We start from the raw sequence: 23,471 nt of genomic DNA on the forward strand, positions 1-23,471 counted from the left end.
AGGTTCCGAAATTCGGAGCCTTTTTGTTTTAACTGCGTTTGCGGCTAAAATTACACATAACGGGAAAGGGCTTTGCGAGGTGCGGGCTACTGCAACCGGAAGTGGAGAGGATAACCGAACGCTAGCAAAAACTTTTTCCATTTTTTAAAATTACGAAAAAACTAAAAATGGAAAAGTTGTTTGCGGGTATTTTCTACAAATTTTCTGAGATTTACTTCAACCCCGCATCTTGCAAAACCCATGTTATCTGCAGGCATTTTTTAGTGTGTTGAAGATTTAGAGAAAAAGTTCATAACAAAAACACCTGCAACAATCAAAATAATTCCAATAATTGCTGGTAAATCCAAAGATTGTTTAAAGATAATTACTGAAATCAATGCAGTTAAGACAATTCCTAAACCTCCCCAAATCGCATAAGCAATTCCTAAAGGTATTGATTTTAATGCTTGAGAAAGGAAGAAAAAGCAAGCAATATATGCTATTATTGTTATTGTCGTGGGTAAAAGTTTTGAAAATCCGTCAGATGCTTTCATAAAACTTGAACCTAAAACTTCAAGAACAATCGCTAATGCTAAATATAAATATTTCATTGTTTGTTATTACTTTTTGTTAAGATAAAATTACTATAATTTAAATTCTTAGATAGTTTTTTTGTGAAATTCCTTCTATGAAATGGGTTTGGATATGCTTGCAGATAACTCCCAAATATACGCAATTACATTTATTTAAGAAATATTTGTTTATTCTTTATCAACATAGGTATAATACGGGATATAATAAAAAGATATAGTGCGTAATTTGTATTGTAATTTTAAATTTTAATGCGATTTTAAATAAAATATATACAAAATACGAATCTGGAAATTTAGGTGTTGATAAGCTCTTTATATTATATTATTTTTTATACATGAACATGATAATAATCCCACCCACCCTATTTCAAAGTTAAATTTCTATCTAACTGTTTAATACTTTACAACCGGGAAATAACCCCTTGCTGTAAATAATTAAACAATAAATTCACAAAACACAACCTCTTAAAATCGGTTGAGTTTTTAGTCGTTCATTTTACGATAGAAATTAGTGTGTTCATCCCAGTTTAAAGGAAAAGTAATTAATGTTTTAAGTTATTCTTTTTGCTTGGTTTTTATTGCTCCATCAATATATTGAAAATAGTTGTTCCTCTTTTTACATCATTCTACTCGGAGTGATCGCCATATATGGTTTTCTTGTTGCAAAATAATTGCCTATTCCGCTTTATAAAAATCTATTGAGGTTTCTACTTCTTAAGAACTACAAAAATAGATATCACCTTAAAATCGTCATTATTTTTAGGAAAAATAACGCCAATTTTCAGTTTATCTATCGTGTATTTCTAACTCGCAGACACTCCTAAATATATTTACCAGTCGAATCCATTTGTCAGCTTCAGTTCTGTAGCGGCCAATGGATTTTTCCTTTTATAAATCGTTCGGTAGGCAATAGTTCTATTTCGCACAGAAAAGCCATAAGCGACAACTCACGAAGAATGATTAATAAAAATTGTAGAACTATTAAATATTATTTTATTATGGAAACAAATGTAAAAACTGCCCAAGCAAAAAGAACCTTTAAAACAACAGATAAGAGCCAAGCTCAAACTACAAAGAATAATTATAACGATTTGTTCTTTAGTTCAATTATTGAACAACTGGAAAGCGTAGAAGAGAAACATTGGCAACATTTTTTAAAAGAAAATGTATCTTTTATGCCTGCTAACAGACTTTCTTTACAATCTTACACACGATTAAACCAATTTATATTGGCACTTGATATGTTGATTAATAAGCGTTCAAATTGCTATTATGCAACTTTTAATCAAATAACTAAATCAAAAGGTAAAATAAAAAAAGGCTCAAAATCATTGCCTATACAGTACTTTAGTTATGATATTAGACATAAAGAAACGGAAGAACGTATTCAACTTGCTGATTTTAAGGCTTTAGATAGCACCAAACAAAAGCAATATCGAGTAAAAAGCTTTATGAAGTATTATCGTGTATTTCATACGGATAACATTGAAAATATAAATGATTGTGACTTTCCTATTATTGCAGATATTGAATTCATTGAGCTTGACGAATGTGCCGAAAAATTTATTAATGATTTAATTGAAACCAAAAATTTATCCTTACAACATCTAGTACAAGGCGAAGCGTATTATACTCCTGGAAAAGATGAAATTCATTTACCCAAACCGCAGTATTTCAAAAATAAGGGTGCATATTATTCAACTGTTTTTCATGAAATTATTCATTGGACAGGACACAAAGATCGGTTAAACCGATTAGACCAAGATTTTGAAGACGGTAGAAATAAATATGCTTTTGAAGAGTTAGTTGCTGAACTGGGTTCTTTATTGTTTTCATTAGAATTTAATTATTCGGAGCAGTTTATTAACTCAATTATCTATCTAAAAAGTTGGTTAAAGCATACATCTGAAGAGAAAAAACATCAAATTTTAGAAGAGGCTTTTAGTTATGCGAATAAAGCAATAAATTATCTTAAATCATAATCTTTTACGCCCTTTATTATTTTTAAAGGGCGTAAAAATTTGCCCCTTCGGGGCGGATTGCTTTAGTTAGTGATACCTTACATTTTTATCCTAATATTTTCTTACCCACCCACCCTATTTCAAAGTTAAATTTCTATCTAACCCTCTAATACTTTACACCCGGGAAATACCCCTTGCTGTAAACAATTATATGGTACATTCACAAAACACAACCTTTTACAATCGGTTTAGTTTTTAGTTGTTCATTTTACGATATAAATTAGTGTGTTTAACCCATTTGTAATAAAGTATTTATAAAATATTATTTTATAAAAAACAGTAGTATATAAATATATATTTATATGTAAATATATTAATATTTAACTATACACATATTTGTATATCAATATATTTTGTTTTATTTTTGATAAAAATTAATAGATGAATTATGGCTAAGATCATTTTATTTACTCATCAGAAAGGTGGTGTTGGGAAAAGTACATTGTCTTACAATGTTGCAAATTTACTCAACCAAGATGCTAAGGTTGGCTTAATTGATTGGGATTATCAAGGTACATTACTTCAAGTAAAAGACTTAAATGACCAGCTGACGTATATTGATGTGGATCGTAAAATTAATAAGATTCCGCATGAAGATTTCGATTTCATCATTATCGATACACCTCCTTACCTATTCGAAGAAATACACTCATTGGTACAACAAGCTGATTTAATTGTAATACCAACGCAAGCGAGTATTAATGATTTATTAGCTATTGATAAAACTGTACAGATTATTAAAGATAATAATGCTGTAGATCGATCTTTAATCGTTTTTAATAGAATTAAAGCTAATTCATCACTTAAAGATAGATTAAGTGAAAATTTTAATGAGTTGGATGTTCCTATTGCTAACACTGTAATCAACGATTATGATGCAATTACCAACAGTATTGTAACCAAAGGAGTTGAAGGAAAGCACAAAGCGAGTAATCAACTTCAGAATTTGACAAGAGAATTAATGATTAAACTTTTAAGTAATGGCTAATAAAAAAGTAGATTTATCTGCATTAGTTAATCAGGTAAAAAAAACACAAGTAGAAACACCAGTACAAAAAGTGGTGCCGGTACAAAAACCTTCTACGTCTGAAAAAGGATTATATGTAAAAGTTCCGAGCGAAATGATTACGTTCCTTAAAAATAAAGCATCATTGATAGAAGGAATGACTGTGAAAGAATTGATTAATACTGCATTAGTAAACGTTTATGAGGAAGAATACAATGAATTCTTAAAGCGTTATCATGGAAAAGTCAAATAAAGTATATGTAGTAAACGTAAAGCTCTTAAATGGTAACTGGGTTAAATATCGTGCTGTACAAGGATCAGCTGGAGTAAAACGCCTGATTAAGTATTTTGATGAAAACTTTACAGGAGAAAACAAATGGTTATTCTGTAATGTTTATGAAAAAGAAAGTCAGCAACAAGTAGCTAACTATTTAAACGGTAAGAACCCTACCCGACCATAAAATAAAAGAGGAGCCGAAGCCCCTCTTTCGGAAACAAAATAAATTTTGTTTTCCTTTTCGTATTTCAAATATACGATTAAATTTTATTTGGTCACTAAAATATTTATTAAATTACAGCACTTTAACGAGAGAGAAAATTACAACTTATGAATGAGGAAGAAAAAGATAATAAAGTAAAAGAAACCTTTAGCAGCAATAAGATTGCTGATAAGGTGAAAATTTCTAATGAATTTTATCGAGATCTATTTTTTCATGAAGATAATGGCAATTTCGTTGTTAAAGAATCCATGCCGATTGAGGCGAACCGTATTATAATTAATATTTTAAATACGTTACGAAACAAGCAGTTCCAATATGGAGTTTCAGATGATAGTTTTCAATTGGACTTATTTAAGAAAACTTATTTAGAAGACGACGAATCTTATGCTAAAATAGTAATGAAATCTTCTGATATTTCTAAATCAAGAAATTTAGAGTTAACTAAAAAAGGACTTCAATTTTTAGTTAATTACAAGCAAGAATGGCATACGGTCAAGTTTTTTAACTCTAAAGGTGAAGTAGAAAAAAAACAATTTTATGGTGGTTTAATTATTGATCCAACCATTTATAAAGGACAAGTATCTTTTTATATTAATCCTTATTGGTTTAAAAAGATAGTAGCTTTAGCAAATTATAATTACGTTCTATATTCTTTAGTGTATTCTGTAAAATCTCATAAACAGTTCCTATTTGCACTCTGGCTAAATACTCTTAGAGAAGATGGTACTAAGGTTACTTTAGAATATATGAATAGAACCTGGGGAATTAATTATAAAGATTTAAGAACGCTTAAAAAGGGCTTTTTAGATCCGATTAAAAAAGTATTAGACAAATCCTCGTCTTTCTCTTTTAATAGCTCTGTAAATGGAAATTACATAGGTATAACGAGATATCAGCTTAAATCCATTGGAAGTGGCGCAGCAGAATCTTCGAATATTGCAAGTCAGGACGATCAATTTAAATTATATAAACTTTCTTATATTAAGAAAAGACATAACCTGACTAAAAAAGAGTTAGAGCATTTGGAAAAAATATTTAATATTGATTTTGGTGCAAAGTTTCTCTTTAGCAGTGCATATAAGAATGTGGTTAAGAAATATAATACAGCAAGAAGAAAAGATAATAACAAACCTTTAATTACTGATATTCCTTTCTCAGAATTGTTAGATGAAATTCAAGAAGAAGTTATTTCTATTTATTCTGTAACGAAACACGCTCAAATATCCCCTAAGGGTTATCCAATTTTTAATGCTCCGTTGTAGGAGCATTTTTTATTAATATTTTCGAAATTCCACTACCCATATTTAAGGTGAGGGTCTAAGATTTTATTCGAAATTTCAATGTATACAATAGTTTCGATTAAAATATCTGTTTTAATATTCGACATTCCACTACCCATTAAAACAAAGCTATTAATAAATTAAAGAAATCTTTTCTTTTAGTTTTCGACATTCCACTACCCATCATTATATAAAGCCTTTCATATATCAAGATTAATTACTTAATTATTTCGAGATTCTACTACCCATTAATCCTTAATGAATTAAAATTAAATAAGATACCTGGTTGATGATCATTTAGTTTCGGTATTTATATATTTGAAATTTAGCACCTAACTTAAATTTCAATTTTTCGACATTCCACTACCCATCGTTATATAAATACACTGATATATTAAGATAATTTAGATGTATATTTCGAGATTCCACTACCCATGTTATATTAATGTGTTAACTATCATTGCTTTATATATGTTTATTTTTACAGTTGAGTATATATTTATACTGTTTATCATCATATTACATTATTAATTTATCGTATCTTTATATGATTTAATTATTAAAAATCGAGATTCCACTACCCAAAATTCAATGAAAAACCATCATTTCCTTTTTTTTCGACATTCCACTACCCGTATTTTATGCAGTTTTCCCATTTAATATTCGACATTCCACTACCCATCGCACTTTTTTTAGATTTAGAGTCAGTTTTTAATGTCAAAAATCGACATTCCACTACCCAAAAATCGAGATTCTACTACCCACATAAATTTATTTCGAGATTCCACTACCCAAAAATCGAGATTCCACTACCCAAGCATTCGACATTCTACTACCCATATCTTCGAGATTCCACTACCCAAAATAACTTAAAATATAGGCTATAAAACCCTACAAAACAATACTTTATATCTAAAAAAAACAGTTGCTTAAAATTAATATTAAAATTAATATTAAAATTAAACTAAGAAACGCATAAAATCATATTCCCATTTTAAAAGGAATTTTTTTAATCTTTTTCCCATTATTGATAAAAAAGTCCGAAAAGGAAAGACTATATTTTCACCAGTGCCCGGCGAATTTTTGTAAATAATAGCTAATTTTATAGAATGAAACGAGTTGGTACATGCCCCATTTGCAACAAAGGAGAGCTTTTAGAGTTTGAGGATAAATTTCAATGTAATTTCGTTGAAAATAATAAGCAGTTGTGCAATTTTTTTATTTATAAATCGTACTCAAAGAAAAATATTTCTCCCGAAATGCTATTTGACTTACTTCACAATTACGAAACAAAATTTTATTCAGATTTTGTGGATGATAAAGGTGAAAAATTTGAAGCTGCATTAAAAATAGTACACGGTTATATTAATTATAAGTTTCGAAATCAAATTGTAGATAATGTTAAGTGTGTTAATTGTGATGGCGAAATTCTAAGAACAAAGCAAGGCTGGGGATGTGAAAATTATTTTAACCGTAAATGTGGAATGTTTATTTACCGTTCTTATAATGGAATTGCAATGACTGAAGATAATGTACGATTATTAGTTACTGGCAACTACACTCCTTTTTTAAATTTTACTTCAAAACAAGGTATTAATTTTCAAGCAAAACTTTTTGTAAATGACAGTACTTTTCAAGTGCAATTTGATTACTCTTTAGGAGATTGTCCGAAGTGTAGCGGTGCCGTATTGAAAATGGAGAAATTCTTTGGTTGTACTAATTATCTATCAGATTTAAGATGTGATTTTATAATTTGGCCATCAATTTTTGGCTATAATTTATCTTCTAATGATGTAGAAATATTACTTAGAGGAGATCAAACTGATGTTAAATCTTTTAGGTGGAAAGATAAGGATTTTGAGGGAAGGCTTTCATTAGATGAAAATTTTAAATGTAAAGTATTATAATAACTTACTTGTTATCATATATTTAAGAACATATATGTATAGTAATATATATAAATATACATATATAAAAGTATATACATATTTAAATATAAAGATAGCTTTATATTTAAATATTGTTTTATAATTTAGTCTTACTTTTTAAAGATGATTATGATAATTTTCAATTTTAAAGCATTAAAATATTAATGTAAAGTCTCTCCCTATTACTGTTTCAAATGCTATATTTGCATAAAATAGTATTATAATGAAAGAACTTTTAGAACAGTTGAACGCAGAATTTGAAACGTTCAATTCAGATGCTCAATTACAAATGGAAAAAGAAAATAAAGCTGCTGGAACAAGAGCGAGAAAATCATCTTTAGCTTTAGAGAAACTTTTAAAAGAATTTAGAAAGTTATCTTTAGAAGAATCTAAAAAATAATAGACAAGCCGTATATATTAAGATACGGCTTTATTTTTTGATTATAATACGATATATATAAATATATACATAGAAATATATTTATATATTTCTTTTCTTTTTATCTCTGATCAAAGCATCTACCACACCTAATATTATTACTTCATCATCTTCATCAATTTTTACGCTTTTTGCGTAATCAGAATTTAAAGCTATTAAAGTACTATTGTGCTTATCATATCTTTTTAAAGTATATTCTGATGAATTAATCGACACTACAATATCATCGTTATGACACGGTTCATAATCTGTACGTAGAATGATTATATCATTCTCCTGATATTCGGGATACATCGATCGTCCTTTAACTAAATTTAGAAAAGTGCTTTCTATTTTCGATAAATAGCGTTCGTCTAAACTAATACGATCACTTAAAAAATCTTCAGCAGGTGAAGGAAAGCCTGCACGCACACCTCCTAATATTTGAACATATTTTTTTTCACCATCACTATGTATGGTTAGATTTTCCAATTCTGTTCCGAAGTACGGTGCTTTTTTAAAATTTATCATTTTACTCTAAGTATATCTTTCCAATTAGTTGTATAATTTGGACTTAAAAGATCTTGGCGCATCTTCCATGTTTTATCCAGTGCTTGTGAACCAATTTTTAATTTTTTTACTCCATATTTAAAATTAAGTTGATCCATTACCTTCATCAGCTTGCGGTGTTGTGGGTGCTCATCTTCAAATAAGTTGAATTGCTTTTCGCTTTCTGGACTTATTCCTCCAACAATAACGCCAGCTTTTTTATATCCATATCCTTTTTTGAAAATAATATCTAAACCTTTTTTAGCATACTTAATTATCTCAATTGATGAATTAGTAGGGTAGGGGATGGTTACGTTTACAGATTGGTAATATTGTGGTTTATCTGTTTGAAATCTATTGGTAAAAATAAAAACAGTAACTATTCTACAAGTAGAATGTTGGTTGCGTAATTTTTCGGCACAGGTGGTTGCAAAAGTAGCAATGCGCTCTTGTAGATAGGTTTTATCTTCATACGTTTTATCAAAAGATCTTGTCGTAGCAATATTCTTTTTTGTTTTTACATCTTCAAGTTCCATAGCAGATATGCCTTCTAATTCCTTTTTTAGTCGTAAACCAACTACAGTAAATTCCTTTCGGACATATTCATCAGGAAGATTTGTAAAATCTAATGCTTTATTTACTCCTTTTGCCTTTAATTTTTTAGCAAATTGTCTACCAATACCCCATACATCTTCAATAGCTAACCATCGCAAAGCTTTAATCCGTTTTTCTTCGGAATCTATAGCATATACACCTTCTAATTGCGGATATTTTTTAGCTATCCTATTGGCCACTTTAGTTAATGCTTTTGTGGGCGCAATTCCAATACACGTTGGAATTAAAGTGTTTTTAAGCACTTCTTTCCGTATCGCTTTTGCATACGATACTAAATCATAATTTTCAAATCCCTTGAATTGTAAAAAGCTTTCATCTATCGAATAAACTTCTAAATCAGGTGTATATTTTCTAAGGATTCGAGTTACACGGTTACTCATATCGCCATACAGAGCGTAGTTTGATGAAAATACATTTACACTATTATCCTGAAATAACTTTTTGTATTCAAAAGCGGGTGCTCCCATTGGAATACCGAGTGCTTTTGCTTCGTTAGAACGCGCCACAACACAGCCATCGTTGTTGCTTAACACAACAATTGGCTTATGCCGTAATTGAGGTTTAAACACCCTTTCACAACTCGCATAAAAATTATTACAATCGACTAAAGCATACATCCTACAAAATTATTAAATTAGTAAACGTGCTAAAGTTAAATTATTATGATGCCAAGAAACGTCGTTTGTTTAGCGTTAGATTTAGGAAATTCATTAGAACCTGAGCATATATCTAACATTGAGATTGTAGCGAAAAATTTAGAAGATTTTAATAATCGTTTTCAAACAGATTTTTATCTTTTTTATGATACGGATGGATATACTTTTGAAATCCCCGAACAATTTATAATTAATGACTTATTAAATTGGTTTGTTGAAGGTATTGGCAAATTATTAGCTTTTTCATATTCCCCAACTCGGGACAGTTATTTTGATTTAAATTCGTATTTAAATGATCGCAAAACAGAGTTAGACTTTTTACATAGTTTTGAAATGTATAACAATTATCGTCAACGTTATATTGATTATGCCCCATTAGGATTTTTAGAAGAGGACTCGTACTTTTTTATAAAAGAAAATCTTACTAATTTGATATTAGATTATTCTCGGAATTTTAGTTGATAAAAACATTTTACGGCAGTTATATTTAATTACTAATAGGCGAAATATAAAATTATTTATTTTCGTTTATTTTGGTTATTTCGTTTATTTCGTTTAAATTTGTTTAAACAATTTAAAATATGGAAGCATTAGACTATATAAAAAGACCCACTAAGAAAGAACAACGAGTGGCTATTGAATCTTATTCAGCACTTTCTTCAATTTTATCACAATTGAAACAAGATGATACTGAAATAGAAATCGAAGAAACAAACGACAGAATTAAAATACCTTTTAAAGCTTTAAAACTTTTAAGTGAAATTTTAAAGTCAATGAGTGAAGGAAATCCAATATCTATTGTCCCTATTGCAACGGAAGTCACTACTCAAAAGGCAGCTGAAATATTGGGCTGTTCAAGACCACATTTAGTTAAACTTTTAGAGCAAGGTGAAATTGATTTTACAATGGTTGGAAGACATCGTCGTATTTTATTTGAAGATGTAATCAAATATAAAAACGAGATGAAGCAAAAACAGAAAAAGCATATCATTGATATTATGAACTTTGATGACGAAATAGGTTTATATGATTCATAGTGTAAGGTACAAAGCTGTTCTTGATACCAATGTAATATTTCCTATCGTGATTAGAGATTTATTATTTTGGTTTGCTCATTATGATTTATATACCCCAAAATGGAGTAAAATCATTTTTGATGAATGGAAATCTGTAATGATTCGAAAGGGAGTTGAATCTTCACAAGCAGAGAAGCGGATAAACGTAGCAAATTTGGCATTTCCCGATGCTTTAGTATTAAATTATGAAGGATTAATTGAAAATTTAAATTTACCTGATAAAGATGATAGACATGTATTAGCTGCTGCTATTAAAGTAAATGCTAATATTATTGTAACTAATAATTTGAAGGATTTTCCAGATGATTATTTAGACTCTTTTGGATTGAAGGCAGTTTGTGCAGATGATTTTCTGACGGATATCATAGATTTAAATCCAAAAATAGCCCTCCAAGCTTTTAAAGATTTGGTATTAAATCGCAAAAACCCTGCAATGGATGAATTTCAAGTATTAGAAAGTTTTAGAAAAAATGGATTAAATCAAACAGCAGATTATTTACATACTCTTTTGTAATTTAATTATACCAAAAATCGACCGTTTTATGGAACTACTTTTTAGTAGTTCTTTTTTTATTTATAATAGTGCTATTTATCGTTATTTTTAGTAGTTTCGTATAGTAACGTTTTATAGTACTATTTTATGACAATTGGATATGCGAGGGTATCAACAAAGGATCAAAATTTACAAAATCAGATAGATTTACTCAACCAACACAAATGTGAAAAGATATTCTCAGATGTTGCTAGTGGAGTGAAAGAAGATCGTAAAGGGTTATTAGAACTTTTAGAGTTTGCTCGACCTGGTGATACTATTTTAGTATATAAAAATGATCGTATTTTTCGCTCGCTTAAAAATATGGTAGATTTGATTGAAACCTTCAATCAAAAGAAGATTCATTTCAAATCTATAACAGAACCCGAATTTGATACGCAATCAGCTAATGGTAAATTTTTACTTCAGATATTTAGCGCTGTAGCAGAGTTTGAACGTAACTTGATTAGCGAACGTACGAAACACGGTTTAGAAGGAGCAAGGAGACGGAATAAAAATTTAGGGCGACCACAAGGAGTTTCAAAAGAAACTTTAGAAAAATATCAGTTCGCAAAGCATCTTTACGACAATAAAAAATTGAGCATTGATAAAGCTTGTAAACAAGCCGGATTAAGTAAAACTACCTTTTATAGAGTTGAAAAAGAAAAATAAAGTTTTAGATGACAATTAATGACGTCCTAATGTTTTATTTTTAAAAAATTATTTTATGGAAACACTTATAGAAATAAATGGGGTAGAGATTGAAATAACTAAAATCTACCAGATGAAAACTTATGATTCTTTAATTGAGGGAACTGCGAATAAAGAACTAAATGATGATGTTTTAGAAGATATAAAACAACGTGCTAAACGTATTTTTTATCGAAGTTCTTATTATGTCATGGATCCACGAGTGAATGATGATGATGATTTTCCTCACTATTGTATTATTTTAGAATTAATGGTTTTTAATACATTTCAAGACCCTGATAAAGATTATTCTGCTTTAACAGTAATTTGTTTTCAAGATGAGTTTGCATTTCCAATAAATGAAGAAAATTTAATCCATTTGCGACAAATACCTTTTGGACTATTATGGAGGGAATATAGATTATAAATTTATTGTAGCTATAAAAATAAAAATACATAAAACATATAATGACAAATACAGCCCAAAGAGCAGAACTACAAGCCAAAATCTGGAAAATCGCCAACGAAGTACGTGGCTCAGTAGACGGATGGGATTTCAAACACTTTGTGTTAGGAACATTATTCTACCGTTTCATAAGTGAGAATTTCACCAATTACATCGAAGGTGGAGATGAAAGTGTAAACTATGCAAAATTAGCAGACGACATCATCACACCAGAAATCAAAGACGATGCTATTAGAACAAAAGGATATTTCATTTATCCAAGTCAATTGTTTTGTAATGTAGTCGATAATGCCAATACAAATTCAAACCTAAATACAGACTTAAAAGCAATATTTACAGATATTGAAAACTCAGCGAATGGGTACGAATCTGAACAAGATATCAAAGGATTATTCGCAGATTTCGATACAACAAGTACACGTTTAGGAAATACCGTAGAAGATAAAAACAAACGATTAACTGCAATCCTTAAAGGTGTGGCCGAGTTAAATTTTGGTAGTTTCGAGGATAGTCAAATCGACTTATTCGGGGATGCGTACGAATTCTTAATTTCTAACTATGCAGCCAATGCAGGGAAATCGGGAGGTGAATTCTTTACGCCTCAAAACGTATCGAAATTGATTGCGCAATTAGCGATGCACAAACAAACTTCGGTTAACAAAATCTACGATCCTGCCGCTGGTTCGGGTTCTTTGTTATTACAAGCCAAAAAACACTTCGATAACCACATTATTGAGGATGGATTCTTCGGACAAGAAATCAATCATACAACCTACAACTTAGCGCGTATGAATATGTTTTTGCACAATGTCAATTACGATAAATTCAACATTCAATTAGGAGATACCTTAACCGATCCTCATTTTATCGACGATAAACCATTCGATGCCATTGTATCTAATCCACCTTATTCGGTGAATTGGGTAGGTTCAGATGATCCAACGTTAATTAACGACGATCGTTTTGCTCCTGCAGGAGTTTTAGCACCAAAATCAAAAGCAGATTTTGCCTTTGTCTTACATGCGTTGAATTACTTATCAAGCAAAGGACGTGCAGCCATTGTATGTTTTCCTGGTATTTTCTACCGAGGTGGAGCAGAACAAAAAATCAGAAAATACTTGGTGGACAACAACTTTGTAGAAACAGTGATTAGCTTACCTGCAAATTTATTCTTCGGAACGTCTATTGGAGTAAACATCTTAGTTTTATCGAAACACAAGTCCGAGAATACCACACAATTTATCGATGCAACAGGTGAAGACTTCTACAAGAAAGTAACCAATAACAACATGTTAGAGGATGTACACATCGAGAAGATCATGCAGTTATTCGATTCGAAAGAAAATGTAGAACATGTGGCTTTAACGATAGACAATACAAAAATTGCTGAAAACGATTACAACCTTTCGGTAAGTTCGTATGTAGAAGCAGTAGATACACGCGAAGTGATAGACATTGAAGTCTTAAATACCGAGCTAGCAGATACAGTAAACAACATTACAACGTTACGCACAGCAATTGATAACCTAATTAAAGAAATCGAAGGATGAACAAATTAGACGAGTTATTACAAGGGGTTGATGTGGAGTGGAAATCATTAGGAGAAATTTCAGAAATATATGGTGGACTTAAAGGTAAGAATAAGTCTGATTTTACTGATGGTAATGCAAAATATGTTACTTATAAAAATATTTACAACAATATAGAAGTTGATTTTGATACACTTGAAATGGTAAAAGTTTCACAAGATGAAAATCAATATGAAGTTAAATATGGAGATGTATTATTTACAGGTTCATCTGAAAATGCTAGTGAAGCTGGTATTTCTTCTGCCATAACTTTTAAATCTGATGCTAAAGTTTATCTTAATAGTTTTTCTTTTGGATTAAGATTTAATTCTGAAATCAAATTATTACCAGAATTTACTAAATATCTATTTAGAAGTAAATCTATTCGAGATGAAATTATTAAAACAGCTAGTGGAGTGACAAGATATAATGTTTCAAAGAAAAGATTTATTAAAATCCAAATTCCAATCCCACCAATAGAAATCCAACAAGAAATTGTTCGTGTTTTAGATGAATTAACAACGTTAACCAATCAATTAACAACCGAATTAGAAACCGAACGCCAAAACCGTAAAAAACAATTCGAGTTCTTTCGTGAACAGTTGTTTAGGTTTGAGGAGGGTGAAAATAATTATGTTGCTTTAGGGGAATTAGCAGAAAATTTAGATTCCAAAAGAAAACCTATCACAAGTAGTCAAAGAAAACCAGGAAAAATACCTTATTATGGTGCTTCTGGAATTGTAGATTATGTTGAAGATTATATTTTCGATGGAGATTATTTATTAGTTTCAGAAGATGGTGCTAATTTATTGGCAAGATCAACTCCAATCGCTTTTAGTATAAGTGGAAAGAATTGGGTAAATAATCATGCTCATATCTTAAAATTCGAAACAAAATATGAAAGATTATTTGTTGAGTATTATTTAAATAGTATTGATTTAGCACCATATATTACTGGAGCTGCTCAACCTAAATTAAATAAGAAAAATTTAAATAGTATAAAAATTCCTAATCCAGCATTAGAAGAAAAAGAACGTATTGTAAAACTCTTAGATCAATTCGATGCCACACATACAGCCATTGAAGAAGGAATTACAAAAGAAATTAAACTAAGAACCCAACAATACGAATATTACCGAGAAAAGTTATTAAGCTTTCCTCAAAACTAAACCATACAACCAATTAACAGCTACTAGAATAACATAAGATGTACAAAACTATCGCAGAATCCAACAATTACATTGTATTGGACAAATACACCAAATTCTACGAATTAAATGAGGCTCCAGTGGCTTATCAATCAGAAGCTGCCTTAGAAAAAGAATTCATCCAAGATTTAATTAATCTGGGATACGAGAATCCATCTCATCTAAAATCAACAGATGCTATGTTAGCCAATGTGCGTACGCAATTACAAGCATTGAATAATATGGTATTTACCGATAACGAATGGGCGCGTTTCCTTGTAGAATATTTAGATAAACCAAGTGATAGTTTAGTCGATAAATCGCGTAAACTTCACGATAACCACATCTACGATTTTGTATTTGATGATGGACACATTCAAAACATCTATTTAGTCGATAAAGAGAATATTACGCGAAACAAAGTGCAAGTCATCTCACAGGTCGAACAAACAGGATCGCACGCCAATCGTTACGATGTAACGATTTTGGTCAACGGATTACCGATGATTCAAGTAGAGCTAAAGAAACGTGGCGTAGCCATTCGTGAGGCGTTTAATCAAGTACACCGTTATTCTAAAGAAAGCTTTAATTCAGACAATTCGTTATTTAAATACTTGCAGTTGTTTGTCATTTCGAATGGAACAGATACACGTTATTTTGCCAATACCGTTACGCGTAACAAAAACAGTTACGATTTCACGATGAATTGGGCAAAGGCTGATAATACGTTAATCAAAGATTTAAAGGATTTTACAGCAACATTTTTCCAAAAAAATACACTACTTAATGTCTTACTAACCTATACGGTTTTAGACATCAAAGATACATTATTGGTCATGCGACCTTATCAGATAGCAGCAACCGAACGTATTTTATGGAAAATTAAAAGTGCTTATCAAACCAAAAAATGGTCATCTTTAGAAAGTGGTGGGTACATTTGGCATACTACTGGTTCAGGGAAAACGTTAACCAGTTTCAAGGCTGCTCGTTTAGCGACTAAATTAGATTTTATCGATAAAGTATTTTTCGTGGTAGACCGTAAGGATTTAGACTTTCAGACCATGAAAGAATACCAAAAATTTTCGCCTGATAGTGTCAACGGTTCAAACAGTACAGCAGGTTTAAAACGAAATATCGAAAAAGACGACAACAAAATTATTGTCACAACCATTCAGAAGTTAAACAACTTAATGAAGGGGGATCAAGAGTTGGATATTTACAATAAACAAGTTGTTTTCATATTTGATGAAGCCCACCGTTCTCAATTTGGTGAAGCCCAAAAAAATCTGCAAAAGAAATTCAAAAAATATTACCAATTCGGATTTACAGGAACACCAATTTTCCCTGAAAATGCATTAGGTGCAGAAACCACAGCAAGTGTTTTTGGTTCAGAATTACACGCGTATGTCATTACAGATGCCATCAGAGATGAAAAGGTTTTAAAATTCAAAGTGGATTACCACAATGTTAAACCTCAATTCAAAGGGGTTGAGACAGAAATAGATGAAAAGAAATTGAATGCAGAAGATGCGAAGAAAGCCTTTCTGCATCCTGCACGTATCAGCGAAATTTCGAAATACATCCTACACAATTACCGCATTAAAACACACCGTACAAAAGGCGGAAATAACGGTTTCAATGCGATGTTTGCCGTGAGTAGCGTAGAAGCAGCTAAACATTATTACGAAGAATTAAACCGTCAGCAAATTGACAGTGAAAAACCGTTGAAGATTGCGACGATCTTTTCTTTTGCAGCGAACGAAGAACAATCAGCAATTGGAGAAATCATAGATGAATCATTCGAGCCTTCTGCTTTAAACAGTACAGCAAAAGAATTCTTAACGAAAGCCATCAACGATTACAATAAGATGTTCAAAACAAGTTATGGTGTGGATAGCGATGAATTCCAGAATTACTACCGTGATCTTTCAGAAAGAGTAAAAAACAAAGAAATCGATTTATTAATCGTTGTCGGTATGTTTTTAACTGGATTTGACGCACCAAAATTAAATACCTTATTCGTTGATAAAAACTTACGTTACCATGGTTTAATTCAAGCATTTTCTCGTACCAATCGTATCTTAGATGCAACGAAATCTTTTGGAAATATTGTTACATTCCGCGATTTGGAACAAGCAACGATTGATGCCATCACATTATTTGGAAATAAAAACACGAAGAATGTTGTTTTAGAGAAAAGCTACAAAGAATATTTAGAAGGTTTTACCGACGCTTCAACAGGTGATGCACGTAGAGGATTTATTGAAGTAGTTAACGAATTAAATACAAAATTCCCAAATCCAGATGCAATTGAAAAGGAGAAGGATAAAAAGGAGTTTACAAAATTATTCGGAGAATACTTACGCGTTGAAAATATCTTACAAAACTACGATGAATTCACAAGTCTAAAAGCCTTACAAAGCATTGACCAAAGCGATGCGACTGCTGTAGAAGAATTCAAAGAAATGTACCATGTTTCAGATGATGATTTAGCTGTGATGCAAAAGATTCAGTTGTTACCACAACGTGTAGAACAAGACTATCGTTCGACGTATAATGATATTCGTGATTGGTTAAGAAAAGAAAAAGAAGGGAAACAACCAGAAGATGGTGGAATCGATTGGGATGATGTTGTTTTTGAAGTTGATTTATTAAAATCACAAGAGATTAATTTAGATTACATCTTAGAATTGATCTTTGAGCACAATAAGAAAACAAAAGACAAAGCTGAATTAGTAGAAGAAGTAAGCCGAGTAATTCGTGCAAGTATTGGGAATAGAGGAAAAGAATCTTTAGTAGTGGATTTCATTAACGAAACAGATTTAGATACCATTCCAGATAAAGCAACGGTTATTGATTCGTTCTTTAAATATGCACAAGTCAAACAAAAAGAAGAAGCTACTGAATTAATCGTAGAGGAAAACTTAAACGAAGAAGCGACAAAACGCTACATCGAATCTTCTTTAAAACGAGAATACGCAAGTTCTAACGGTACAGAATTAAATGCCATTTTACCAAAAATGAGTCCGTTAAATCCACAATATCTTACAAAAAAGCAAACTGTTTTTCAAAAAATAAGTGCCTTTATTGATAAGTTTAAGGGGGTGGGAGGTAGATTATAATTTTATTAATTATAACTAAAATCTTAATTAAAATAGAACAGCTTTCCATTATGGAAAGCTGTTTTTTATTTACATAAACTCCAAAATTTCTTGCTTCATTTTTACAGGAAACTTGACATTATTTTATTTCAAAAGATCCTTGTCAATGGATTCGATTTCTTTGATAAGCGGTTTTAAATTTTCATCATTTAAGGCTTCTAATTGTGTTTGAAGTTTGTACAATCTCAATGAAATTTTCTTTACATTCTTTTCTTCCATAGCTAATAAAAAAATTTAATGTTAATTATAATGTTTTCCAAGGTTTTTTAAATTTTTGCAAAGGTAAGATTAATATTTTATTTAAAAATAAAAGCTTTTGTCCAGTCTTTAATCATCGGGTTTTAAGTGATTTTTCCCAATCTGTACTGTTGTTGTTTTTAAGCATTCTATCGCCAGTATCCGCCTTAACTATGGTTTTCTTGGTGCAAAATTATTGCAAGTCGATTTTATTAAAAATTAATTTAGGTTTCACTTCATAAGAATTTATACGGTACTGCTGCATTTGTAACAGTCATAATTTTTGTAAAAAATTCCGCCGGTTCCAACCTTGCATTTCCTTCAACTTCTAATTCGCAGATGCTCCGAAATTAATTTACCGTTTCGTAAACCGTGTATCGGTCCATTAAAAAATGGAGCAGCTAAACGGTTTGCTTGCCTTTATTAAAATCTCCGTATGCAATCTTATCATTTGGCACAGAAAAGCCATAAGCGACCACTCACGAAGAATGTTCAATATAAAACAACAACACAAAAATTAGAATCATGAAAAATCTAAAAAATAGTTCCGATGCTTTACAGACCGATCAAAAAGCTACAGAAAAAGACCAAGCTCTTGCTTCAAAGAATAGTTCGTTTTTTGAAAAGACAATTAATAAAGCAAAAAAAGATGTAGTAGGTAAAATAACTTTTTACGATTCGGGAGAAATTATGATTTATGAAACTAAAGAAGATTATATTAAAGCTATAAAAGCAGAATTATACTGTAATCCTTTCGGTTTTAAACCTCAAACGTTGATAAAAGACACCGAATTTCATAAAAAAGTTGAAGACCTTATAAGAGCAGAGTTTGAATAGAATATCAATAACAAATTAATTACTAAAAGTAACAAATTAGAAAAGTATTAGATAATATAATTATTCAATGTAAAAAAAAAACACTCGACCGAGTGTTTTTTTTTACATAAAATCAAGAATTTCTTTCTTCATTTTTGTTGAAAATTTTAAATTATTTTCTTTCAAAAGATCCTTATCAATGGATTCAATTTCTTTGATAAGTGGTTTTAAATTTTCATCATTTAAGGCTTCTAATTGTGTTTGAACCTTGTACAATCTCAATGAAATTTTCTTTACATTTTTTTCTTCCATAGCTTATAAAAAAATTTAATGTTATTTAAAATGATTTCTAAAAATACAAAATTTAATTGTTTGACACAATTGCTGTACCGATAGAAATGACGTATTGTAAATATATGTTCAATCAGGGGCTAAAGTTATAGTGTATGTTTAGCGAGAGGATACGGGGCAAAATTGCCCCGTAATTAATAATTTATTGAAAATCAATAAAATAACATACACTATAAAGTAATTTGTAAACAAATATGTAACTTAATTTGTTTATTAGATTGAAAATTAATAATTTAACTGTATTAAAATCTGTAACTTATGTCTAATGTTGTTCGTATTGATGTTTCTACAAAGTTAAAGCTTGATCAGTTAAAAGAAAATTATAGCATCAAAACTTTTGCGGAAGTTGTAGAAAAAATGACTTCTTTTATTATAGATAATAAATTCGATTTGAATCGAAATTATACTGAAGATTGGCACAATGTAATTGAAAAGTCTAATGACAAAACATTGAAAAGAATTGAAGATGTAATTCGAATTATTCGGAATATTGAAAAGGAATCTGTTATCCCAATTCGCAATCAAGTTTATGACATGTATCACAATAATGATGCGAATTTTAAAGCTGATGTTATTGATGAAGTTAAGAAAGATATTGAAGTAAATAGTTCTACTGAAACTGATATTGAAAAATATAAAATCGAATTAGCACAGGTTAAAAAAAGTCGTGATTTATATTTCAATGAATTAAATAATTTACGTCCATTAGTCAATGAAATTTTAAATTCTATTACTACTAAATCTGGACTGATGGGAACGAAAGTAGAAACAAATATTTCACCAGAAAGATTAACTGAACTAAAACAATTAATCAATAAATAATGTATATCAATTTTACTCCACATAAAGCAAACGTGAATAATTCAAACGCTTCTTCTTGTGCGAATATTTTTGAATATTTAGAAAAAGAAGAACAAGGATTTGTTCAAGAGGAATCTATTTTCAAAGATGAAAATAAAGAATCAATTGGTTTTTTTGATCAACAAAATATCAATATTCCTAAAGATACAGTGATTGAAAATATTGATAATAATAGAGGTAAAAGAGGAATAAAAGAATCAAACTTTTACATGATAAATATTTCTCCTTCTTATTTAGAACAGAAACATCTTTTAAAAAGAATTGATCAGTTTTTAGAGGATAAAATGAAGAATGAAAAAATCAAATTATCTGACAAAGATTTAGCAAATGTACGTGATGTTATGATGCGTGATATGCTTATGAATTATAGTAGAGAGGTCATGAAGGAATATGCTAAAAACTTTGATCGTGAAATTAATGGAAAGAAAATTACTGATGAAAATTTAATGTATTACGGTCGAGTTGAAACGCAACGTACGTACAATTTTAAAGACAGTCAAGTTTTAGTAAATAAAAAACTTTTTAAAAAAATTGAGAAGACCAAAGATGTAAATCGAATAAAAATTTTACAAGAATCTTTATATAAAGATTATTTCTCTGGAGAAGTAATCAAAGAAGGAGTTGCTAAAGGAGGAGTTAATTATCATGTGCATATTGTTGTTTCTCGACATGATAGAACGAATGATCCTCGCAGTAAAATAAGTTTGTCACCAATGAGTAAATATCGTGAACAAAACTCGCAACTCAATAATCAAAAGAATAAAACAATAGGTTTTAACAGAGATGCTTTTTTTCAAAATGCTGAAAAAACTTTTGATGATTTTTTTAATTATAATCGAGATTATTCTAAATCGTATGAAGCGATGAAGAAAAATGCTAATACAAAAGGATTCCGAGAAAATAATAAAAATGGAATTGTAAAAAATGTGAAAAAAGAATTGAGTAGGTATGTAGGAATACCTATTTCAAATCCATCACATATATTGAAAATGCAGCTGTCACAAAATTTAGGAATGAATATTCCTACGCATTTGAGTATACCAACTAATCCAGCACAGTTAACACTTAAAGTTGCCAAAACTGTAGCTAAAACTATTGAAAAAGGTTACGGAATGTAAATTACTATTGCTATGAATTTATTTACTGAATTAACTACCGAAAACAAATTAATCGTTTTAGTAATGATTGCATTTTCATTACTGGGTTTTATTTTTCTTTTTCGTAAAGGGATGATAAATCGGATTATTGGAATCTTAATTACTATTGGAATTATAAGTCTATACTTTTATTTTTTTAAAGGAAATAATCTGTTTATCGCTTTATTATTAGTACCGCCTTTTATTATAGGATTATTGACTTCATTCTTTAAATCAAAACCAAAAGAACCAAACCCTAGAGAAGTTCATTTTCCTGCAAATCGAAAAAATATTTTTATTCCTAATGTGAATACAGGAGTGTTTATCGTGGCAGGTGCAGGATCTGGAAAAACAGAAAGTCCTATTTATTATTTAATGAAACATTTCGCTGAACATCAATTTACAGGAGTAATCTATGATTATAAAAATGGAGAACTTTCTGAAATTGCTTTCGGACTTTTTGGCGATCGTTTAAAACCAATTGCGTTACACAATGTAGATTATTCTTATCGGATCAATCCTATTGCTCCACAATATATCGAAAATGAAGTAGATATTGAAAATATTTCAAAATCTATTTTAGTGAATCTGAAAGGCAAGGATGAAAAGGAGGATTTCTTTTATTCAGCCGGTGCCGGGCTATTTGCGGCTATTATTTTGAAACTTCGCACGTATCACCCAGATATGTGTACTTTACCACATGCAGTAGCGTTTTTTTTAAGTTTAGAAGAGTTATTGAATGCACAGGATGAAGATAATCCACAACCTTTCAAACCATTAGTAGATTGGTTAAAAACCGACCCAAGAGTTATGAGTCAGGCATCTGCCTTTTTAATGGGAATACAATCAACCCGACAAACAGCTGCCGTATTAGCTTCATTAGCTTCTTTGTTGCGAAAGATTGTCAATCTTGAAGCCTTTTATATTTTATCTGGGAATGAAATTGATTTGAATGTCAACGATCCTGAGATTGATATTGTACTGTCGGTTATCAATGAACCTAAAAATGCGACCGCTTTAACGCCACTTTTGGCGGCTATATTACAAACCACAACTTCGCAGATGATGCAGAGAAATAGAAAGCAAAGTTTTGTTTTATTAGATGAAGCACCTACGGTTAAATTACTGAACATGGCAAAAATTCCTGCTACCATGAGAAGTTTTGGTGTAAGTACCGTGTATGCTATCCAAGATATTTCACAAGGTTACGTACAATATGGGCGTGATGATTTTCGAGAGATTACCTCCAATTTAGGAACTCAGATTTTGGGTAAATCAAATGATCCAGATACAGCGAAATTTAATGAGCAGTACTTTGAACTCGTTAAGGAAAAGCAAGTTTCTAAAAACTTAAAAGGAGGATCAGACTTGTTTGGTTCTACTAATTCTCGAACCATTTCCCAAAGAGAAGTTTCTAAAGTCCGGGCGTATGAATTTACGCAATTTAAAGTAGGGCAATTTGCATTTATTAGTGGTGGCAAATCACAAGTGATACAATTCAAGAAGGCAGCTATTAATAAACCTCATTTAAACCGAGTACGAACGGTTTCTAAGGAAGATTTAGAATTGCATTTTCAAAAGATATTTGATGATGTGAGGACGTTGTTTTAAGAGGGAGCAAAAAAGCAGTAATCGTAAAATTACTGCTTGTATATCTTAAAACTAAATACAAATCTAATAGCGTGCCGAAGGGTTCAACGGGCTTTACTTCATGGTTTATTATTTGTTTTAGTATTCAGTGATTTTCAATTTATCTCTTGTCTTCCAGACAAGACGAAAGCTTAGTTATTAGCTGCAGTATTATTTATCCTGATTTGCTTTACGTATTATATTTTCAATGAATTT

24 protein-coding genes are annotated in these 23,471 nt (G+C 30.4%); 19 read left to right on the forward strand and 5 right to left on the reverse strand.

Annotated features, from left to right (window positions below; all coding sequences use genetic code 11):
* Positions 1–260: 260 nt before the first annotated feature.
* Positions 261–590: a DMT family transporter gene (locus EG242_RS09495; RefSeq protein WP_024565581.1), complete on the reverse strand. Its 330-nt coding sequence runs from the start codon at positions 588–590 to the stop codon at positions 261–263.
* A gap of 980 nt (positions 591–1,570) precedes the next feature.
* Between EG242_RS09495 and EG242_RS09500 the strand changes: the two genes are divergently transcribed.
* The 7 genes from EG242_RS09500 (at position 1,571) to EG242_RS09530 (ending at position 7,707) form a co-directional block, all read left to right on the forward strand.
* Positions 1,571–2,554 (forward strand): zincin-like metallopeptidase domain-containing protein, encoded by a 984-nt coding sequence (locus EG242_RS09500; RefSeq protein WP_158608861.1) that lies wholly within the window; start codon positions 1,571–1,573, stop codon positions 2,552–2,554.
* Between the two features lie 427 nt (positions 2,555–2,981).
* A complete protein-coding gene (locus EG242_RS09505; RefSeq protein WP_090410433.1) occupies positions 2,982–3,581 on the forward strand; it encodes a ParA family protein in 600 nt (199 codons plus the stop codon).
* On the forward strand, positions 3,574–3,852 hold the full coding sequence (locus tag EG242_RS09510) for a hypothetical protein (RefSeq protein WP_090410432.1): 279 nt from the start codon (positions 3,574–3,576) through the stop codon (positions 3,850–3,852). Before EG242_RS09505 ends, EG242_RS09510 begins: the two co-directional genes overlap by 8 nt.
* Positions 3,836–4,060, forward strand: a complete 225-nt coding sequence (locus EG242_RS09515) for a hypothetical protein (RefSeq protein WP_124899663.1) — start codon at positions 3,836–3,838, stop codon at positions 4,058–4,060. The genes EG242_RS09510 and EG242_RS09515 overlap by 17 nt, the downstream gene beginning before the upstream one ends.
* Positions 4,061–4,206: 146 nt before the next feature.
* A complete protein-coding gene (locus EG242_RS09520) occupies positions 4,207–5,361 on the forward strand; it encodes a hypothetical protein (protein WP_124899664.1) in 1,155 nt (384 codons plus the stop codon).
* 1,127 nt (positions 5,362–6,488) lie between these two features.
* Positions 6,489–7,286, forward strand: coding sequence for a topoisomerase C-terminal repeat-containing protein (locus EG242_RS09525; protein WP_090410429.1), 798 nt, complete (start codon positions 6,489–6,491; stop codon positions 7,284–7,286).
* A 244-nt stretch (positions 7,287–7,530) separates the two neighbouring features.
* Positions 7,531–7,707 carry a histone H1 gene (locus tag EG242_RS09530; RefSeq protein ID WP_090410428.1) on the forward strand — a complete coding sequence of 59 codons (177 nt, stop codon included), beginning with the start codon at positions 7,531–7,533 and terminating at the stop codon, positions 7,705–7,707.
* Between the two features lie 81 nt (positions 7,708–7,788).
* Here EG242_RS09530 and EG242_RS09535 read toward each other — a convergent pair whose 3' ends face one another.
* Complete coding sequence (locus EG242_RS09535) at positions 7,789–8,256, reverse strand: LexA family protein (RefSeq protein WP_090410427.1); 468 nt, start codon at positions 8,254–8,256, stop codon at positions 7,789–7,791.
* Positions 8,253–9,506, reverse strand: coding sequence for a Y-family DNA polymerase (locus EG242_RS09540; RefSeq protein ID WP_090410426.1), 1,254 nt, complete (start codon positions 9,504–9,506; stop codon positions 8,253–8,255). The genes EG242_RS09535 and EG242_RS09540 overlap by 4 nt, the downstream gene beginning before the upstream one ends.
* A 45-nt stretch (positions 9,507–9,551) precedes the next feature.
* On the opposite strand from EG242_RS09540, the gene EG242_RS09545 reads away from it, so the two are divergent.
* The 8 genes from EG242_RS09545 to EG242_RS09580 all read left to right on the forward strand — a co-directional run bounded on the left by EG242_RS09545 (position 9,552) and on the right by EG242_RS09580 (position 18,186).
* Complete coding sequence (locus tag EG242_RS09545; protein ID WP_090410425.1) at positions 9,552–10,007, forward strand: hypothetical protein; 456 nt, start codon at positions 9,552–9,554, stop codon at positions 10,005–10,007.
* A 119-nt stretch (positions 10,008–10,126) separates the two neighbouring features.
* Positions 10,127–10,582 (forward strand): helix-turn-helix domain-containing protein, encoded by a 456-nt coding sequence (locus tag EG242_RS09550; RefSeq protein ID WP_090410424.1) that lies wholly within the window; start codon positions 10,127–10,129, stop codon positions 10,580–10,582.
* Entirely contained in the window at positions 10,572–11,135 is a 564-nt protein-coding gene (locus EG242_RS09555; protein ID WP_090410423.1) for a PIN domain-containing protein, read from the forward strand. The genes EG242_RS09550 and EG242_RS09555 overlap by 11 nt, the downstream gene beginning before the upstream one ends.
* A gap of 126 nt (positions 11,136–11,261) precedes the next feature.
* Positions 11,262–11,825 (forward strand): recombinase family protein, encoded by a 564-nt coding sequence (locus EG242_RS09560; protein ID WP_124899665.1) that lies wholly within the window; start codon positions 11,262–11,264, stop codon positions 11,823–11,825.
* A 55-nt stretch (positions 11,826–11,880) separates the two neighbouring features.
* Positions 11,881–12,270 (forward strand): hypothetical protein, encoded by a 390-nt coding sequence (locus EG242_RS09565; protein ID WP_124899666.1) that lies wholly within the window; start codon positions 11,881–11,883, stop codon positions 12,268–12,270.
* Between the two features lie 41 nt (positions 12,271–12,311).
* A complete protein-coding gene (locus tag EG242_RS09570) occupies positions 12,312–13,859 on the forward strand; it encodes a type I restriction-modification system subunit M (RefSeq protein ID WP_124899667.1) in 1,548 nt (515 codons plus the stop codon).
* Positions 13,856–15,046 (forward strand): restriction endonuclease subunit S, encoded by a 1,191-nt coding sequence (locus EG242_RS09575; RefSeq protein WP_124899668.1) that lies wholly within the window; start codon positions 13,856–13,858, stop codon positions 15,044–15,046. The genes EG242_RS09570 and EG242_RS09575 overlap by 4 nt, the downstream gene beginning before the upstream one ends.
* A 38-nt stretch (positions 15,047–15,084) precedes the next feature.
* Complete coding sequence (locus EG242_RS09580) at positions 15,085–18,186, forward strand: type I restriction endonuclease subunit R (RefSeq protein WP_124899669.1); 3,102 nt, start codon at positions 15,085–15,087, stop codon at positions 18,184–18,186.
* A gap of 123 nt (positions 18,187–18,309) precedes the next feature.
* On the opposite strand, the gene EG242_RS15150 is transcribed toward EG242_RS09580, so the two are convergent.
* The gene (locus tag EG242_RS15150; RefSeq protein ID WP_262673791.1) at positions 18,310–18,444 is read right to left on the reverse strand and encodes a hypothetical protein; all 135 of its coding nucleotides are present in this window, start codon (positions 18,442–18,444) and stop codon (positions 18,310–18,312) included.
* Positions 18,445–18,987: 543 nt separating this feature from the next.
* Here EG242_RS15150 and EG242_RS09585 point away from each other — a divergent pair.
* Complete coding sequence (locus EG242_RS09585) at positions 18,988–19,299, forward strand: hypothetical protein (protein ID WP_090410538.1); 312 nt, start codon at positions 18,988–18,990, stop codon at positions 19,297–19,299.
* Positions 19,300–19,401: 102 nt separating this feature from the next.
* Here the strand turns inward: EG242_RS09585 and EG242_RS09590 are convergent, their stop codons facing one another.
* Positions 19,402–19,590: a hypothetical protein gene (locus EG242_RS09590; RefSeq protein ID WP_124899670.1), complete on the reverse strand. Its 189-nt coding sequence runs from the start codon at positions 19,588–19,590 to the stop codon at positions 19,402–19,404.
* Positions 19,591–19,887: 297 nt separating this feature from the next.
* On the opposite strand from EG242_RS09590, the gene EG242_RS09595 reads away from it, so the two are divergent.
* From EG242_RS09595 to EG242_RS09605, 3 genes are read left to right on the forward strand one after another with little or no spacing between them, the layout of a single operon-like run.
* Positions 19,888–20,451: a BfmA/BtgA family mobilization protein gene (locus tag EG242_RS09595; RefSeq protein WP_124899671.1), complete on the forward strand. Its 564-nt coding sequence runs from the start codon at positions 19,888–19,890 to the stop codon at positions 20,449–20,451.
* Positions 20,451–21,608 (forward strand): MobB family relaxase, encoded by a 1,158-nt coding sequence (gene mobB / locus EG242_RS09600; RefSeq protein WP_124899672.1) that lies wholly within the window; start codon positions 20,451–20,453, stop codon positions 21,606–21,608. Before EG242_RS09595 ends, mobB begins: the two co-directional genes overlap by 1 nt.
* Before the next feature lie 12 nt (positions 21,609–21,620).
* Positions 21,621–23,237, forward strand: coding sequence for a type IV secretory system conjugative DNA transfer family protein (locus EG242_RS09605; RefSeq protein ID WP_124899673.1), 1,617 nt, complete (start codon positions 21,621–21,623; stop codon positions 23,235–23,237).
* Positions 23,238–23,471: the final 234 nt, after the last annotated feature.

Origin of the sequence: Paenimyroides viscosum, assembly GCF_003858535.1 — a bacterium.
Taxonomy (GTDB): Bacteria; Bacteroidota; Bacteroidia; order Flavobacteriales; family Flavobacteriaceae; genus Flavobacterium; species Flavobacterium viscosum.